General features: G+C 50.4%; 12 protein-coding genes. 3 read left to right on the top strand and 9 right to left on the bottom strand.

Features of this window, described 5'->3' with window-relative positions:
- Positions 1-48: 48 nt before the first annotated feature.
- Positions 49-1,416 carry an ABC transporter substrate-binding protein gene (locus RAC89_RS30830; RefSeq protein WP_306617472.1) on the bottom strand — a complete coding sequence of 456 codons (1,368 nt, stop codon included), beginning with the start codon at positions 1,414-1,416 and terminating at the stop codon, positions 49-51.
- Between the two features lie 229 nt (positions 1,417-1,645).
- On the opposite strand from RAC89_RS30830, the gene RAC89_RS30825 reads away from it, so the two are divergent.
- Together RAC89_RS30825 and RAC89_RS30820 are read left to right on the top strand one after the other, a co-directional pair.
- Positions 1,646-3,253, top strand: a complete 1,608-nt coding sequence (locus tag RAC89_RS30825; RefSeq protein ID WP_306617471.1) for a response regulator transcription factor — start codon at positions 1,646-1,648, stop codon at positions 3,251-3,253.
- A gap of 4 nt (positions 3,254-3,257) precedes the next feature.
- Positions 3,258-5,069, top strand: coding sequence for a cache domain-containing sensor histidine kinase (locus RAC89_RS30820; protein ID WP_306617470.1), 1,812 nt, complete (start codon positions 3,258-3,260; stop codon positions 5,067-5,069).
- Between the two features lie 60 nt (positions 5,070-5,129).
- On the opposite strand, the gene RAC89_RS30815 is transcribed toward RAC89_RS30820, so the two are convergent.
- A complete protein-coding gene (locus tag RAC89_RS30815; RefSeq protein ID WP_306617469.1) occupies positions 5,130-6,482 on the bottom strand; it encodes an ABC transporter substrate-binding protein in 1,353 nt (450 codons plus the stop codon).
- 225 nt (positions 6,483-6,707) lie between these two features.
- Between RAC89_RS30815 and RAC89_RS30810 the strand changes: the two genes are divergently transcribed.
- Complete coding sequence (locus RAC89_RS30810; RefSeq protein ID WP_306617468.1) at positions 6,708-7,478, top strand: AraC family transcriptional regulator; 771 nt, start codon at positions 6,708-6,710, stop codon at positions 7,476-7,478.
- Here RAC89_RS30810 and RAC89_RS30805 read toward each other — a convergent pair.
- From RAC89_RS30805 to RAC89_RS30775, 7 genes are all read right to left on the bottom strand, one after another.
- Positions 7,460-9,679: an alpha-L-fucosidase gene (locus tag RAC89_RS30805; RefSeq protein WP_306617467.1), complete on the bottom strand. Its 2,220-nt coding sequence runs from the start codon at positions 9,677-9,679 to the stop codon at positions 7,460-7,462. The two genes, RAC89_RS30810 and RAC89_RS30805, sit on opposite strands and share 19 nt — an antisense overlap.
- A 78-nt stretch (positions 9,680-9,757) precedes the next feature.
- Complete coding sequence (locus RAC89_RS30800) at positions 9,758-10,990, bottom strand: alpha-L-fucosidase (RefSeq protein WP_306617466.1); 1,233 nt, start codon at positions 10,988-10,990, stop codon at positions 9,758-9,760.
- A gap of 27 nt (positions 10,991-11,017) precedes the next feature.
- Positions 11,018-12,289 carry an ABC transporter substrate-binding protein gene (locus tag RAC89_RS30795; protein ID WP_306617465.1) on the bottom strand — a complete coding sequence of 424 codons (1,272 nt, stop codon included), beginning with the start codon at positions 12,287-12,289 and terminating at the stop codon, positions 11,018-11,020.
- 135 nt (positions 12,290-12,424) lie between these two features.
- A complete protein-coding gene (locus tag RAC89_RS30790) occupies positions 12,425-14,422 on the bottom strand; it encodes a carbohydrate binding domain-containing protein (protein WP_306617464.1) in 1,998 nt (665 codons plus the stop codon).
- A 174-nt stretch (positions 14,423-14,596) separates the two neighbouring features.
- A complete protein-coding gene (locus RAC89_RS30785; RefSeq protein ID WP_284645186.1) occupies positions 14,597-15,490 on the bottom strand; it encodes a carbohydrate ABC transporter permease in 894 nt (297 codons plus the stop codon).
- A 9-nt stretch (positions 15,491-15,499) separates the two neighbouring features.
- Positions 15,500-16,459: an ABC transporter permease gene (locus tag RAC89_RS30780; RefSeq protein ID WP_306617463.1), complete on the bottom strand. Its 960-nt coding sequence runs from the start codon at positions 16,457-16,459 to the stop codon at positions 15,500-15,502.
- 105 nt (positions 16,460-16,564) lie between these two features.
- The gene (locus RAC89_RS30775; RefSeq protein WP_306617462.1) at positions 16,565-18,184 is read right to left on the bottom strand and encodes an extracellular solute-binding protein; all 1,620 of its coding nucleotides are present in this window, start codon (positions 18,182-18,184) and stop codon (positions 16,565-16,567) included.
- Positions 18,185-18,322: the final 138 nt, after the last annotated feature.

Raw genomic sequence — 18,322 nt, 5'->3', positions numbered from 1 at the left:
AGAGCAGCGAAACCGCCTAACGCCGCTCCCTTACAACTGTTTTGTGTATTATTTCGCTTGAGCCTTAGCCTTGGCAATGGCTTCGTTCGCCTTAGCAGCGAAGGAATCCAACGCTTCTTTACCTGTTGCCTGTCCTGTCAATGCACGCTGCAGCTCAGGGAACCACAGGGGACGAATATCCGCATAGCCGTCGGCTACTGTCGGAGGATCAGTAATAAACTGACGGGCAAGCTCGGCATATTTATACTCGGCATCGTCATAAAGTCCTGTAATCGAGTTGCGTGCGGACAAACCGCCGGTTTGGATCAGGTTCTTCTTGCCCCATTCTGCATCATTAGCAATAAAGTCGATCAGCTTCTTCGCAGCGGCGATCTTATCCTTATCCTTGTTATCGAAAATGGCCATCCCTCCAAGATAAGGCTCAAGCTTCGGCTTCGAGCCGTCCGGTGTCGGGAACGGAAGCAGTACTTCTTCAAATTGCGCCTTCTTGAGCGGCTTGTTCTGTGCCTTAAGCACAGGAGAATAATTGAGCGTGATGGCCAGCTTGCCTTGCAGGAACAAGTCATTCACATCATTTGCAGCTAGAGAAGCGGCTCCCGGCACAACTAATTTATCCTTGCTTGCTTGTACGATCCAGTCCAGCGCTTTACCCGCTTGCTCCGTATTGATAGCCACTTTGCTGTAATCCTCGCTCAGGAATCTGGAAACCCCGAGATTGGCAATATAGGCGCGCGTCCCTTGGTCGCCGGCCGTACTCTTCGCGAAGAAACCGGAAGGGATCACATCAGGCGCCTTCTCTTTAACGGCTTGCAGTGCTTTTTCATATTCCGCCACCGTCCATGTCCGATCCGGCCTGTTCAAGGGCAGTAAATCCAAGGCACCGATTTTTTCGAAGACGGTCTTGTTGGCAGCCATCAAGAACGGCGCGGTATTGAGTGGGTACATATAGATCTGGTCGCCTACCATAGACTGCTTCCAGAAAGCCGGGGAAATATCGGCTTGCACTTCTCTCGAAACCATATCGTTCAGAGGAGCCAACAGCTTCTTCTTACCCCAGTCAATGATTCGGCCCGGAGCATCATAAATGACGTCAGGAGCGGTGTTCGAGGCGATCGCTACATTCAGCTTCTGCGGTCCGCCCTCGAAAGTAATCATTTCCAGGTTTACCTTGATCTCAGGATATTTCTTATTGAACGCTGCAATAATCTGCTTCTCATACTTGCCCACCTCGCCATCGAGCGGCTGGAAGTTCGGGAAGTTCCACCAAGTGATTTCAACCGGTTTCGCCGCTGCCGGCGCCTTTCCGTCTGTTGACGGTTCTGAAGCCTTAGGCGCTTCTGAACTACAAGCTGCGAGTTGTGTTCCGACAAGCGCGATACTCATTGCGGTCATGAGCCCTTTTTTCAAAGCTGCCACAAAAATACCCCCTAGTATGGTTTCTAAATGAAAAGTTTAGCGCTTTCATTTATAATTAAATGATAAGGGATACAAAAACTTTGCAAAATACCTTAGCTTTTACCTTGCAGGGTCTTATTTTGACATATCACGGCTATTCGATGATTTTCACAACAACGGATGTCATTTTAGTAGTATACTGATTACAATTCGGCAGTAGATCAACGCCAGGCTCAAGGAGGCACAGTGAATGTATAAACTACTAATCGTAGAGGACGAGCCTCTGATTCGAACGGGTCTCCGTTATTATTTTTCCTGGGATGAGCTGGGCTTCCATAAGATACTCGAGGCGGAGAACGGTCTGGAGGGGTACCATATTGCGGTACGGGAGAGGCCCGATATGATCATTACGGATATTCGCATGCCGGAGCTTACCGGATTGGAGATGATCGAGCAGCTTCGGCCGAAGCTTCCGGATACCGTCTTTATCCTGTTATCCGGATTCAACGAGTTCTCCTACGCCCAGAAGGCCATCCGACTTGGCAATGTACATGCTTACTTATTAAAGCCGTTACAATATGAGGAAAGTCTTTCCGCTATCAAGGAAGCGATCCGTATCATCGAAGCGAAGCGGCTCGATTTACGCGAACGTGCGGAACTGGAGCGTGACGTAAGAGAAAACGTGGAACTCAAAGGCAGTGAGCTTGTCAGAATGCTCATGGAGGACGAGGAGCCCCCGCCGCTTGATATCATCAAGTACCTGTGTTCGGATTTAGGGGACACGTACCTCTTTCAATCTTTCGTTGCGTCTTATATCCCCAGCAATCTGGAATCGCTGCCAACCAAACGCCGGTGGAGATTAGAGGCTGAGAATCTGGTGCACCAAGCGATCGAATGGATGTATGGAAAGGATACACCACAGCGGGTGTTCACCTATCTGTCTAAATCCAAAATGTATGTAATGACGATAATGCCTGGTCAAACAGCCGAATCGACGGGAACGGCGCTTGCCCTCCCCTTCCATGAAACGCTCTTTCTTGCTGTGGGGAAGCCGGTGCGGCAATTACAAGAGTTCGGCACCAGCCTGCGGCAAGCGGAGAAGGCTTTGTATCAGCGATTTTCCCGTCCCGGATCGCGATTATTCTTTGGCAATGTTCAGGGTGAACCCTCGGACAGCAGGAAGCAGACATTACCATTGGACGAAAGAGAGAAGAATCAAATCCTGGCTTGTTTGGAGCATGGAAACGCAGCTCAAACCGTGAAGCTGATGAATGAAATCGCCATAAGACTTAGCGATCGGCTGGAGCATACCCCACCGGAGATTTGGCTTGCGCTGCTTCAGGAGATCATCAGCCTCACCCTTCGCTTCGCCAACCGGAACGGCATTTTCATAGAAGGCATGTATAGCGATAAGCTGCTCACTCTGTCATGTGTCGACGAGTTTCAATCCATAGAGGCGTTGTTCGCATGGCTGACCGGATGGATGAACCATATTAGCTCCGTTTACCGGGCTGCTTCGGAAGCAGGCTCGCAAGAAACGCAAATTTTTGAACAGATTGAAACGTATATTCGGGAGCATATTGATCAGGAGCTTACCCTGCAGATGGTGGCCGATCGCTTTTTTTACAATCCGTCTTATTTAAGCAGGCTTTTTAAAGCGAAGCTAAACAAAAACTACATGACCTTCATTACGGAGCTCCGTATCCGCTATGCGCAGGAATGCTTGGCGGAGCCCCACTATCTAATCACGGACGTATGCAATATGTGCGGGTATAAAAGCTATAAGCATTTTGTAAAAACATTCCGCAGCGTAACGAATATGACGCCTACCGAGTATCGAAAGCAGCTGGGGTTGTGAGAAAATGAAAAAACTCAAAGTTTTCACGAATCGGTTCCGGTTAAAGCACGTCAATCATCAGATATTCGTCCTCATGATTGCAACCATCACGATTCCGCTCATGGTGATATCCGCCATACTTTATGTATTTTCTCTGGATGCGGTCAAAAGCGAATATCAAAGCAGCTCGAATCTGATTCTTAACAACCTTTCCTTCAACATTGACCAGTATTTGCAGAGCATTGAGAAAGGAACCTTGAATGCACAGATGGATGGACAGCTTCTGGAGGCTTTAGAGCAGTGGAATTTCCAGGCCATCGATAATCTGGAGGATCAAAAGCTGCAATACCGCTACTCCATTGAGAATTTCATCAGCTCCATCGAAATGACGATCAAAAATTTGGACAGTGTCCAGATTTATACAGGCAACCGAGTATTTTACTCCGCCAACTTTAACCCGTCGGACTATGTGTTTAAAGATTTTACACAAGAGCCCTGGTACAAAAAAACTCTCGAGCAGCGGGGCGGAGTCGTTCTGATCGGTACGCATCTCCCTTATCATCGGGTCAACGCGCGTGAGCCGGTCATCTCCATTGCGAGAGTCATTAACAAAGTAGGCAGCCGAAATCCCCTCGGTGTCATATTGCTGGATATTCGTCTGGACTCCTTACGGGAAATCCTGAAGCTGTCTGAAAACAGCAACCGCAATTTTATCATTATGGACGAGCAAGGCGGGATCATTTACAATTCCGCTCCGGACAGCAGCGAATCAGAGGAAATTCAACTGGATTCCGCTGTTCTGCATACAGTACTCGGCAATCACCTGGGCAGCTTCTACGCGCCGATAGACGGTAACAAATCATATATTAATTTTGTTACTTCTCCTTTTTCCGGGTGGAAGGTTGTTCAGTACATTGATGAAGTCGAAATGACAAAGCCGGCCGAGCTGCTTCGCATTATCACGCTTGCTCTTGCCTTCGGATCGTTTGGCATGGCACTTCTCTTTATGTTGATCCTGTATAAACGCGTCACGAAGCCAATCATCTACTTAAGCAGACAAGTCAAGCTGGTAGGCATGGGGAATTTTGATGTCAATATTCGAAGTGACCGGCAGGATGAGTTCGGTGTATTATACAGCGGGATACAAAAAATGGTCCAGGATCTGCAGGTTTATATCGAACGCTCCGCCATGGCTAAGGTTCAGCAGAAGGTCGCACAGTTCGGTGCCCTGAAGAGTCAAATCAACCCTCACTTTCTGGCCAATTCACTTGAATCCATCCAAATGAAAGCCATCATACAAGGCCAGCGTGATATTGCGGAAATGATCGGGCTGCTCGGCCGGTTATTCCGCTTTCATATCCAAACCGGCAAGGAAACCGTACCTCTGGAGGAAGAGCTCAAGCTGATCCGCCTCTATATTCAGGTGCAGCAAATGCGCTTTGGAGACAGAATTACGTATAGAGAGCAGCTGTCACCGGGCACGGAATCTATCCATGTGATGCATTTCTCGCTGCAGCCGATTGTTGAGAATGCCATCGTACACGGATTAGAACGGCAAGCCGGCGGCGGAGTGCTGGAAATTACCACCTCCATCGTTGGCGACGATATGCTCATTCAAGTCAAAGACAGCGGGGGCGGTATGAGTGAAGAGCAGCTGCAGCACCTGAGAGATCGTATTTCCCAGCCAAGCAATACGCTGGACGAAGCGCATATCGGGATTAAGAATGTCCATGACCGGATTCAATATTATTTCGGTGAGTGTTACGGGGTCGAGATTAGCAGCAAACGAGGGGAAGGGACGAACATTACACTCCGAGTTCCAGCCAGACAAAATTAAGAGCACAGGCCGTCTCAAAATTTGAGACGGCTCCCGTTGAATTCCCTTGATCTCCAAACGTTATTTGCGCTGCTGCTTCATTTCCAGAATCAGCTTGTTTGCTTTCTCGTCGGCAAGCCGCAGTGCCGTATTCACGTCCATGCCGTTCTGTGCCATCTCTTTGTTCGACTCCTGAAGTATGGCATAAATCTTATTGTCATAGTCCGTGCTGACTGGGGCGGGAGCTGGAGTCACTTTAAATATGCCCGCCAAATTTTTACCTTCATACACCTTCAAATCTTTGGCGAAATCCTTCTTCAGCGCCGGATCCTTCAGCACCGTCATCCTTCCGGCCTTGTTCATGGCCACCTGAGCTTCATCCTGCAGCAGCATCCGGATCACCTCATATGCTGCCGTTTTATGTTTCGCTGTCGGGGGAACCATGAACAAATGAAAATCAACCTGTCTCCCCAGCTTAGGCCGATCGTCGTAGGTTGGAAAGGAGACGATATCCCAATGGAAGGCTTTGCCCTCTTTCTCCAGCTGAACTAAGCTATCCGTCACGCCTGCAATCCAGTTCGGATGCATGGCAAGCGTCTGCGTTTTGAGAAATTCGTTGATGCCGTAGCTGAATTCCTTATTGGGCCCAAGATAACCGCTCATATCGTATTGCCCGCGCAGCAGCGTAAATATTTTCTTATAGCCCTCCGAAGCTGCAATAATCGATTTTTCCTGCTTATCATCCACGACCGGAAGCGAATATTGCCGCACCAGAGGCTGCGGGGCACCCATGGAAACGCCGACGTAATTCGTCCCGTTCTCTGTCCGGGTCACCTGCTTTGCAAGCTCCAGCGTCTGGTTCCAGGTCATCTCATCTTTCGGATAAGGTACCCCGAATTTGTCGAAAATCTCCTTGTTGTACAGCATCACACCATAATTCATCGAGAAAGGCAAAGCGTAGAGCTCACCCTTGCTGCCGAATGCCTTGATCGCATTCATGACCTCCGGTTCGACGCGTTCCAGGTTCAAGTTGGCCGCTTTGGCCATCGGCTGTAGATTTTCGCCAAGCTCCAGCTCAAGCATTTGCTTTACAAATACATTGCTGGTAACAACCAAATCAGGAACGATGCCTGAGCCGGTCAGCTCCTCGGCCGACTTGGCTTTGAGCAGCTCGAAGGTTATGTTCGGATACTTGGCCTGGATTGGCTTCAGGATGTGCGTCTCCAGCTCGCGCTCGTTGATGCCCGCCTGATAGTCATAAATGCCCAGCTTGACCGGCTCATTGTTATAACCGGTACCTGACGGATCTTTGCCCGCCAATTCCGGCTTCATGCCGGATTCGTTTTGGAGCGTGTCCGCACCGCCGTTGCAGCCCGCGATAGACACCGCCAGTAAGACGCTGTACAAGACGGAGATTCTACCTATTTTTCTCATGAAATGATACCCTCCTTTTTTAATGCAAGCGCATTCATAAGGGAATTATACGTAATGCCGACCTTTGCAAGCCATGTATAATTCACCAATTTTAGGGATAATATCATTGGAAATCGAAGCAGTTTACGTGATACGATAGAGATAGAATAAATTTCCTGCGAGGGAGGTATCCCCCTGATTACGCAGTATATCACGTATTTCGACGATCAAATTCCGAACTGGCGCATGCTGCCGCAAACCGTAAATGAGAATATCCTAATCCTTGTGGTTCAAGGCAGGCTGCAGTATACGATGAACCAAGCCACATTGATTGCCGAGAAGGGCGACCTGGTCTTCATTCCGAAGGGGACCTATCGCGGTGCGGAGAACTACATGAAGGAGCCCCATCAGAAATTTTCGGCCTTGTTCCATCACACCATTCCTTCGGGAACGGTTCCCTTATTGGACAAGCCTGCTTTCACGAAAGCCAAAGTAAGAAATTTCGAGTATATCAAGAAGCGGTTCGAGGCTTTGCATCGCGAACATTTGGAAGGCAAACCGATGCATCGCTTTATCGGCTCCGGCATTTTGCAGGAACTGATCGGGATAGCTAGCCGTGACGTTGAAACCGGAGAAATATCGCCCATGAAGTGGCAGCAATCCGGCAAGATTCAACAATACATCACGGCCAATTACCGCCGCACGATACATGCAAGGGAACTGGCCGAGCAAATTGGACGATCGACGAATTATACGATTTCCTTGTTCAAAGAAGTAACCGGACAAACCCCCGTCCAGTACCAGCGGCATTTGCGCATCACGGAAGCCCGAAGCCTGCTCTTGAACACGGCGATGACCGTTGCCGAAATATCCGAGTATCTCGGCTTTTACGATAGCTCCTACTTTTACCGGACCTTCAAAAAGGAAACCTCTCTATCTCCCTCCGCCTTTATTGCCTTGTGCGAAAAGGAAAAGGATCCGGCAGGGGAGCCAGATCCTCATTCTTCAGCCGAGTGAAATACAGCAAATTTTCGTATCACCGGCGTGCCGGTCGATTGCAGTGTTCGAAACCGAAGCCTTTCCGTTCGGACCGGGGTGAATCGATCGATCTTCTTATGGCCGATTGCGCTGCCTCGGACGATCGGGATCCACTCTCCGGCGAACTCCGCTTCAAGCACATACGATGTTACGCGTTCGCCGTAATGAAGGTCTTCCATTAAGATGACATGATCTGCCATCCTTGGCCCGGAGAAGTTCACAGTCATTTCGCTGCCTTGGCCGGATAGATCGACCAACGGCTTTGCGAATCTTCGCTGTAACTCGTCATGAAACTCGGCAACACGCCGGGCATCCGCTTCAGGAATCAGCCCCCGCGCATCCGGAGCGACATTCAGCAGCAGGTTGCAGCCGTTTCCGACGGACAGGTAATACATATCAAACAGTTCGCCTAGCTCATGAATTTTGCTCTCTTCGTTTGGATGCCAGAACCAGCGCCGTTTGCGGAGCGGAACATTACATTCCGCCGGAACCCATTCCAAGCCGCCGGGCTGATGCTTCGATTCCATCGTGTTCCAGCACGGGTACGGTGCGACACCCAGTTCGTTGCCGATCCAACGAACCGTCGGCTTCCCCATGTTCACCCGCATCGCTTCCGGCTGATATCGGATCATCAGCGCCGTGAAACGCTCCCAGTCGAAGGTCCTGCCTTCCGAGCCGGCACCGTCGAACCAGATCTCGGCAATTGGTCCGTAGCCCGTCAGCAGCTCCGTAAGCTGCTCGGCGTACATGTCATCGTAAGCGGCTTGATCCCGGTAGCTAGGAGCGTGCCGGTCCCAAGGAGATAAATACAGGCCGAACAGAAGACCCTCCTCCCTGCAGGCCTCCGCCACCTCCTTAACGACGTCGCCGTTCCCGTTCCTCCAGGGACTCGACCTGACGGAATAGTCGGTCGTTCGGGTCGGCCACAGGCAGAACCCGTCATGATGCTTGGCCGTCAGCACAAGATAACGGAACCCGGCCCGTTTCGCTACCCGAACCCACTGCCTGGCGTCAAACTGTTCCGGATGAAATAAGGAAGGCGGATCGGTGCCGTCCCCCCATTCTCTCTCCGTATACGTATTCAGTCCGAAGTGGCAAAACATCCCCAGCTCCAAATCATGCCATCGTATTTGACTTGGCGAAGGCAGGGCAAGCCTGTTGGGGCTAGAATCGACAGGCGGAGGCACCCACTTACCTGCAACTTGCAAAGGGGACTCCTCCAGAGTCACCCTTGGCCACTCTGTTTCGCCCTCACCATCGGGACGGATCCATGCTTCCCAATAACGGTTTGTCTCCACATCGAGCTCCGCTTGGTCACTCAGCATATGATACCTCTGCTGCGGCTGATGCCGGTTCGATTCCCGGTAATGCTTGGGTGTTGATCCGAAGCTTCGCTTGAACATGCGCTGAAAATAATGAATATCCATGCCGATTTCACCAGCGATTTGCTTGAGACTTAGGTCCGTCGTCGCCAGAAACCGTTTTGCCCTCTCCATTCGGGCTTTCAGAATGTATTGCACGGGCGTCATGTTCAGCATTTTTTTGAAAAAGCGGTTGAAATAGTTAGGCGTATAGTTAACTACCTTGGCTAACTCCTCCACCGTAAGCGGTTCTCCAAGCCGCACGTCGATATAGGACAAAAGCTGGTTCAGAAGGGTCGCATTCGGCGACACCGACAGCTGAATGCTCTGCGGTTTGCAATGCCTGACATAATAAGAGAAGATCTCAAGGAATGCAGCCTTGGCCTGCAGCGGGGAATACGGCTCATGGCTGCGATAAGCGGATAATAGGGTCCGGAATAGGCGCTCCACATAGACGGTATCGGGAACTTGTACATAAAAGGGCACGTCCAGCAGCTGAAGCAAGTGCAGCTCTCCTACCTTGGCCGTGAAGTGGCACCAATATTTCGTAAACGTATTGTCATTGACGGAAGCGAACGATTGCACCACCCCCGCAGGCAATATAAACAGCTGCCCCGGTCCAGGGTAATATTCTTTTCCGCGTATTTTGATCCAGCCTTCCCCATCCACAATAAAATACATTCGGCAGTAATTCGGAATCTGGTTCATGCTTCGCCAATTCGGAGAAACCTTGGTGCAATCCGCCGCAGAAATATCGACCTGCATCTGGTCGAAATAGCTCCGGATGAGAGTCTCTTCTTGTGCATTCTGCCCGATCAATTGATTTCCTCCTTCCGTCCATCATCACGTATAAAAGGCAAAGCCTCCCGCCATTGGAACGATGGCGGGAGGGCTGAATTACGGCTGCTCCGTTACATTAAAAGCGGATAGCTTGCGAATGAGAGGTTTCTCTGCGCACTCCGTTATCCGAAGTCGCATCCGGTTTGTACGGATCACCGGAAAACGGTCGATCTTCTTATGCCCGACGGCGCTGCCGCGAACCAGCTCCACCCACTGGCCGCCCTGATGCGCTTCGAGAATATAAGACCTAATTCGTTCCCCATGGGCGATGTCCTCCATCAAGATCGCATGATTGATTTCGGTCTCATTTGTCCAAGCAAGCTCAACGGCATCCCCCTGACCGGAGGTTTCCGCAATCGGGGAGGAGAACCTCCGCCGGATCTCGTCGCCGAGTTCCAGTACGCGCCGTACATCAGGCTCCGGGAACAAACCGCGCACATCGGGAGCGACGTTGAGCAGCAGTACGGTGCCATGCCCTACGGAGCGGTAATAAATGTCCACCAGCTCCTCCATCGAGCGGAGACGATCTTCATCGTCCGGCCGCCAGAACCATCGCCCCTTACGGATCGGCACATCGCACTCAGCGGGCACCCAGGCCGAAGTGTCCGGCAGCCAAGTCAGCATGCTCTTCGTAAACATGCTGGTTCTCGCCGTCTCCGCCGTGTTCCAGCACGGATAGGGGGCAACGCCGTCCTCGTTGCCTACCCAGCGGATCGTCGGCGCTCCCATGTTGAAGATCATGGCCTCCGGCTGATGTGTCTTTACCAGCTTCATGATTCTCCGCCAATCGTACTCCCGTCCTTCGGAGCCCGCACCGTCGAACCATACCTCCACAAGAGGACCGTATTGCGTGAGCAGCTCCGTCAGCTGCTCTGCGTACAAGTCGTTATAGGCCGCTTCATCGGAATAACATGGCTCATGGCGGTCCCATGGGGATACATAAATCCCGAAGCCGATGCCCTCGGCCCGGCAAGCCTCTGCGCATTCCCCTACTACATCGCCTTTCCCCTGTTTCCACGGGCTCGATTGGACGGAATAATCGGTAGTGCGGGTCGGCCAAAGACAGAAGCCGTCATGATGCTTCGCGGTCAACACGAAATACTTGAACCCGGCTTGCTTCGCTGTGTGCACCCATTGTCCTGCGTCCAATTCTGTAGGATGGAACAGCGACGGGTCATCCGTACCATCACCCCATTCTTGGCCCGTAAACGTGTTGATGCCGAAGTGGCAAAACATGCCAAGCTCCATATCCTGCCATCTCAGCTGTTCGAACGTAGGTGTTGCCAACATTGCGGATCGCCTCCCTTCCGTGCCGTTCTATTTAACGATCAGCTTCTCCATGTGCTTGACCAGCTTCTCTTCCGCTTCTCTCAAGGCCGTGTTGGCATCCTTGCCCTTGACGATTTCTTGCAACGCCGTAATCATGATCCCTGCCGCACCATAATTCTGATAACCCTTCACCCGATTGATCTTGAACGCGGCACTCGTATTTTTCTCTTTTAAATACGGTAAGTTTTGACCAAACACACCTTGAATTTTGCCATTTTGCAGCACAGTGATCCCGGCGTTCTTGGAAAGCTCCTCCTGCACTTCATCCGAAAGAGCAGCCGTTATCACTTGGAAGGCCGCATCCTTGTTCTGGCTCATGGAAGTGACGCCGAGCACAATCGCAAGGGCCTCCGTCCCTTTATCGGGAGCTTGCTTGTGAACCGGATAAGTAACGACGTCCCAATTCAAATCGGCGGCGTCCTTAAGCGATGAGAACAGGTTCGATCCGAAGAGCATCGCTACCCGCCGCTCCTTCAAGAATTGATCAATCGCCTTATTGTCAAAGACAATTTCTTCGTTACCCGGTATTCTGTAGATGTTATGCATCGTTTCCAGCACTTGCTTCCAGCCTTCGTTATTCACGGCAGGCTTCTTCTGGTCGTCGAAAAATTTGAGCTCCAGCTGGCTTGCGGGGATTTGAGGCCCGTTCACAGGAAGCAGCCCCCGATATTGCGTACCGTTCTCCATGAGGGTCAGCTTCTTGCCGAGCTCGATCATCTCATCCCAGGTCATACCGTCCTTCGGATACTCCACGCCGAATTTGTCGAATATATCTTTGTTGTAATACGTAACGTAAAAGCCGGAGTAAAAAGGCAGTGCCGGCAGAAAAGCTTCACCGCTGGTCGATTTGATGGAATCCAGATATTGCGTATCGAACCGGCTCATATCCATGTTGAATTTCTTAATAAGCGGGTCCATATTTTCTATGATCCCGAGATTTTTCATCTGAGGAAACTTATCCTGCCCGATGATGTACAAATCCGGCTTGGCGCCGGAAGCCATCACTTCTTCCCAGTTGTTCGAGGCAATTTTCTCGAAGGTAATATTCGGAAATTTCGCTGCGACAGGCTTTTCAACATACTCCTTGAAATTTCCGTCGGCATAAGGCGGAACAACGATAGTCAGCGTAACCGGCTTATTGTCGACAACCGGTTCAGCTTCAGGACCCGATTTCGTTTCCGGTGCGGCGGGGGTGCCGCTGCATCCGGCAAGCGAAATGCCCACCATGGAAATTAGCAATGCTTTCATAGCTTTGTTCATTGACTTTCCTCCCCTTGTACTTACTTTCATGCAACCGCAATCATCTTAACACGGGCTTGAAAGCATTCCCATAGTTTGGACGTAAGAGGATGGAATTGAACAATTCCAGGCAAGTTTTGTACAATATTCCTTCTCTTACTGCTCGTAAAGCTCTACATCATCCGCTAACCCATAGCCGGAGGCAGATGGATTGTAAATAAATACGCGCATCGTCGTCGTCGAAGGCCCCGTCGTGAAGGTAATCTCCTTCTGCGACCAGCTGGTGTCCGTTATTTGGACTGCCGTCTGTTTATTGCCGTCATAGAGCTTGGCTCCGATCGATATGGTTTCCCCAGCTCCGGAAACTTTACCGTAGCCTCTTAGCTTGTAAGTAGTGTTAGGCTTCACGGTTACCCACTGCTCGAAGGCCGAGTTCGGAACGACCTTGGCGGCCGCTTTGCCCGTGCGGACTTCGCTGGCGTTCGTCGTTAACAGCGCGCTGCCCCAATGATACCAAGGATTTTCGGTTCCCGTTTCGAAGCCCGGGTTGCCGAGCAGCTCCGGCGATCCGTTATATGCTCCGCGATGTGGAGGGTTCGCGGCCGAAACAGGGTTGCCCCAGAAATCCTTACCGCCATTGTTCGCAATGACTGCCCCGTTGGTAAGCGCGGAGGAGCCTGACATGAGCTTATAGCCGTCCAGTCCATCGATGCCGGTCCCGGTGCCGGGATTTACGAATCGCGGGTCGGCGGTAATCATGTTCGCATCCGGAATCGTTGAGGTCGTAGGCTTGTTGTTGCCGAAGAAGACGTTGCTGTCATAGGTCCAGGTTTGTTTCGCCGCGTACGAGCCCGTACCCAGGTTGTAGAAGATATTGTTCTTAAAGCACACCTGTCCGTTGCCTGCGGGAGCATTTCCGTTGTTATTGATCAGCATATTATTCGCTATACCGCTGCCGACGTAGAATACGTTGTTATAGAACTGCATGTTCGTATAATTGCTGCCGCCGCAAACCGTGATCATCTGGTACTTGTCATTCTGGCTGATGTTATACCGGAAAATTCCATCCGAAACAGAGCCATTGGTTTCATTCTGACAAATCAGCACCGTTCCGCCTTCATTGTCATGGCTGTAATTATATTGAAAGATAAGACCTTTCGTTCCGTTGTCAAAATCAAATGCCATTCCGTCCTTGATTGTCTTTCCGCCCGATACCTCATTGTATTGGTAAAGCGTATAGTCCCCGTTGTAGGTCCACATACCCGCATTATAATCCACCATTGCCTCGTTAAAGCCATGTACTCTGTTGTATTCAACCAGTGCTCCGGTTGAAACATGGGGCACTATGCCGTCTCCGCTCACATGCAGCACCTGATTGCCCCGAATGACCACATTCGTTGCCGGTGTCCACGGTATTTGCGGATTAACCGTCCCGCCCTGCTGAGCACGGCTCCCCCAGGCCGAGTTGACCATGATTCCGGTACGGGTTACATTTTCGATTTTGTTATTTTCAATCAGCACCTGATCAAACTTGGTTACACGATTGGGCTGTCCGTCACCTCTGCGCTTGACGACGACATTGATACCCGCGCTTCCATTCACCGTCTTGATATGCTGTCCGTTAATGTCATGAATGTAAAGGTCGTGCAAACGAATATTATGAAGCGTCGCCACATTCGTAATGTCCGTTACCGGCCCGGCCATATAGTCCTCGCCGATCACTTCGACCCCGCTTCGCGCTGTTGTCCCTTGGGTTGCCGTTTTGTTCGTAATTTCGAGGTGACCGACGTCCCAATGCTCCTGATTATAGAGCATGACGACATTCCTGGCCCCTTGCCCTTCGATCAAAGGGTTCGAACCTGTTCCGTACCGGCTGATGACGATTGGATTGCCCGCCGCCCCCGACCCGAGAGGATGCAGCGTACCGGTCCAGCGCTCCCCCGCTTTCAGCAATATTTGATCCCCCGGCTGAAAGGTCACCGTATTCACCTTATCCAACGACTTCCAAGCCTTCGCAGCCGTAAGTCCGTCATTCGTATCGCTGCCAGCCGATGCATCCACATAATAGGTCGTATTGTCCGCGTGTGCGGCGCCCCCAAAAGCCAAGCAGCAGGCCAGCACGAGACCCGAAAAAGCCCAATTTCTACACTTCATAACGTTGCCTCCTTCGAATTTGTTTTTGTCCCATCCTCGTCAGAACATCTTGTTAACATCCTTCCATCCTTTGGCCTATTCTACGGCACCACCCCCTTTCCCGGCATAAGACAACGCTTATATTTTCGGAGGGAAGGAAGCCGCGAATCCTCTCCACGGCTCTCCTGCATAACCTTATCCCTTTACAGAACCAATCATAACTCCTTTGACAAAATACTTCTGCAAGAACGGGTACAGTATAAGCATTGGTACGGAAGCAACGATAATAACGCCGTATTTGATTTGCTCCGCCGCCTTCTGACGCTGCAGCGCCTCCATGGAGACCTCCAGCATCGAATCCTGGGCTTCGTTCTGAATCAGGATGTCCCGCAGAATCATTTGCAGCGGGAACAGCTTCTGATCGCGAAGATAAATAAGCGCTTGGAAATAGCCGTTCCACTCCTGCACGGCGCTGAATAGAGCGATGACCGCGATAATTGGCATCGAAAGCGGTAAGACAATGCCGGTAAAAAACTTGATGTTGCTGCAGCCATCGATCGAAGCCGCTTCGAAGAGCTCGTCGGGAATCGTCTGTTGGAAAAAGGTTCTAACGATGATAAGTAAGTAAACACTTACCGCACCCGGAATGATAAGTGCCCACATGGTATTCAGCATACCGAGATCCTTCACAAGTAAATAAGTCGGGATCAAGCCGCCTTGGAAAAACATCGTGAAGATGATGATCATCATGAAGAAGTTTCTACCAACCAAGTCTTTGCGTGATAAAACATACCCGGCTGTAATGGTCATCGCCGTCTTCACTATCATGGCGGCAAGCGTGTAAATAAGCGAATTCTTATAACCCAACATAATCCTGGGGTCGGTAAAAATCCGTTTGTACCCTTCAAAGGTAATCTCCTGCGGGAGGAAAAACGTTAACCCTGAATTGACGGCATCCGGGTCGCTGAAGGAGGAGATCACCATAAAGTAAAGCGGGTACAGGATTACCAGGGAGACTACGACGAAAAATAGATTGTTCATCCAATCGAACAGCTTATCGCCTCTGCTTCGGTTCCAAATCTGATTCATCGTATCCCCCTACCACAAGCTCGCCTGCTTCAGCCGTTTAGCTAAAGAATTCATAGCGATCAGAATAATAAAATTCGTAACATTATTAAACAATCCGATGGCGGCGGAATAGCCGAACTGCGCTCCGACAAGCCCGGTTTTGTACACATAGGTTTGAATGATTTCCGAGGCCTGGGCGTTCATCGGATTCTGCATCAAGTAAGCTTTCTCGAAGCCAACGGTCATGAAAGAACCCATATTCAGTATGAGCAGAATCATAACGGTGGGCATAATACCGGGAATGTCGATGTGTAGAATCCGCTGAAGCTTGCTCGCTCCGTCCATAATCGCCGCTTCATGCAGCTCCGGATTAATCGAAGTCAATGCAGCCAAGTAGATGATCGTGCCCCATCCCGCATTCTGCCACACATTGGACCAAACAAAGATGGATTTGAACCAAACCGCATCAGCCATAAAATGGACCGTGTCCAGCCCCAAGGCAACCAGCCCTTGGTTGATCAAGCCGTTGCGCGGATTCAAGAACAAATACAGCATACCGACAAGCACGACCATCGATATAAAATGCGGAGCATACACGATCGTTTGTACGATCCGCTTATATTTCTGACTTAACAGCTGATTCATCAGCAAGGCAAGAAGGACAGGAATGGGAAACAGAACAAGCTCGTATAACGATATCAACAGCGTATTTTTCAATGTGATCGTAAACTGAGCGGAATCGAAAAATCTTTCAAAATGCTGAAGCCCAACCCAAGGACTATTCCAGATGCCTTTGCTCGGACTAAAGTTTTTAAAGGCGATTTGCAAGCCGTACATTGGCCCGTACTGAAAAATGACGAAATACAATAGCGTCGGAAAAAATAAAAGATACAATTGATAGTTTTGAGCGATCTTGACAAAGGTTCGATTCCTAGCCTTCCATCCCGTCCGCACACTGCTTGCCCTGGTATGACCGATTTCAGCGGACATGCTGCTACCTCCTTCATGATACGGCTGTTTACAATACCGGCCGGAAGATACGGGCGGGCACCCCGAACGACGAGGTCTCCGTTGCGCCCTGCCCGGTTACTGCTATTATTTTAATTTGTCGTAGTAGCTCTGCATCATTTGGGTATATTGATCGATCCCGTACTTTTTCAGCTGCTCCACCATCGCCTTCCATTCCCCCTCTGGGTTATCGCTGGAAATAATCTTGGCAATGGCTTGATCCAAGTAGCCTTTGGATTGCGTAACATCAACGGCGAATTGTTTTGCTTTTTCCGCATCTTCCTTGTTAAGCATGACATCACGCGGGAAAATTTCCTTCGGCTGGAAAGGCTGATACATTTTGATGTAATCCGCCTTCTCCTTGCCTCCTTCGTTCTGCTTCATCTTATCAAAGGTTTCCTTCAATACGGCACCCGGCGCTTGAGCACCCGGACTCTCGGAATAGCGGAAATCGAGATCAGACATGCCCTCCGCCTTCAGAATTTCGAACATGCCGTTTTCTTCCTTCAAATTAATGCCGAATGGCCCCCAAGTTGCTTCCATACTTGTCTTCGGATCATAGATCAGATCGAACCATTGTAATGTAGCCTCCGGATATTTATTTTCCTTCGTGATCGAGAAACCATGCGGGGTGTTATTCGGACCCTGCCGGTTCCAGCCGGCTTTGCCGCCCGGTCCCTTAAGCGGCGGCACGGCAACGTAGTCGGTCGTCGCATTGCCGAAGATCGCGGAGTTGGACCATACGAAATGTACGCCGACGATGGCCGGATTACTCTTCTGCTTCGCCTGGTACACCTGCGCATTCTGAGTAAACAGTTCCGGATCCAGCAGCTTTTCCTTATAAAGCTTATTCATATATACCAGGAAATCTTTATTTTCCGGCAGCAGCGGGGCGAACGTCAGCTTCCCGTTCTCCACATGGAAGAAGGAGGCGTTCCCGCTCGGGAATGATTTGCCGAAGGCGCCGGCAAGCGATAAAGGACCCTGAATCGGGTTCTTCATATCAAGCACGCTGAACGGAATCTCGTCCTTCTTGCCGTTTCCATTCGGGTCCTGATCCCGGAATGCCTTTAATACCTCATAAAGTTCATCGGTTGTCGTCGGCATTTTCAAATTTAATTTGTCAAGCCACTTCTTGTTAATAAACATGGTGTCCGGCGTCGTATTCTCCAGCGTTTCCGAGATCATCGGGATTGTATAAATATGGCCGTCCGGTGCAGTCACGTATTTCTTGTACTCCGGCCGTTTCTCGAACAATGCCTTGATGTTTGGCGCATATTTGTCGATCATTCCCTCCAGCGGGATGATCTGCCCCTCAGAACCGTACCGGACAATATCATTGGTACCCATCAGATAAGGACCAAAGAAGGCATCAGGCAAATCGTTGCTGGCAAACAAGAGATTCATTTTCTCTACCGTGTCGGTTGCCGTCCCGTAAGACCATTCGATCTTCACGTTCGACTTCTGTTCCATGTCTTTGAAAAATTTCATCTCATTGTAGTCTTTTTTGACTACGGGGTTTTTCTGAGCGAACATCCGCAGCTTGATCTGCTCCTTCAGCGGAAAGCTGACTTCCTTGCTGATTTGGGCCGCGTTAGGCTCTCCGGACTTCCCTTCGCCGCCGTTCCCTTCCGCGCATCCTGCCAGCACGGCAGATACGGCAAGGAACGCAGACAGCGATACGGTCCCCCACTTTTTCACCTTCATTGCGTGACTCTCCCTTTGTCAGTAAATTTGTTTACCACCAATGACAGCGCTACCACTCATGGCCGCTTTACTATAGCAATGAATCGCCGGGTTCTACAATCAGCCGATTCAACAAGAATATGCGAAACGGAAAAACCT

This window comes from Paenibacillus sp. GD4 (assembly GCF_030846225.1).
In the GTDB taxonomy this organism is placed as follows: domain Bacteria; phylum Bacillota; class Bacilli; order Paenibacillales; family NBRC-103111; genus Paenibacillus_G; species Paenibacillus_G silviterrae.
Note: the sequence above shows the minus strand (reverse complement) of the source record. Positions and strands in the feature narration are given on the sequence as shown.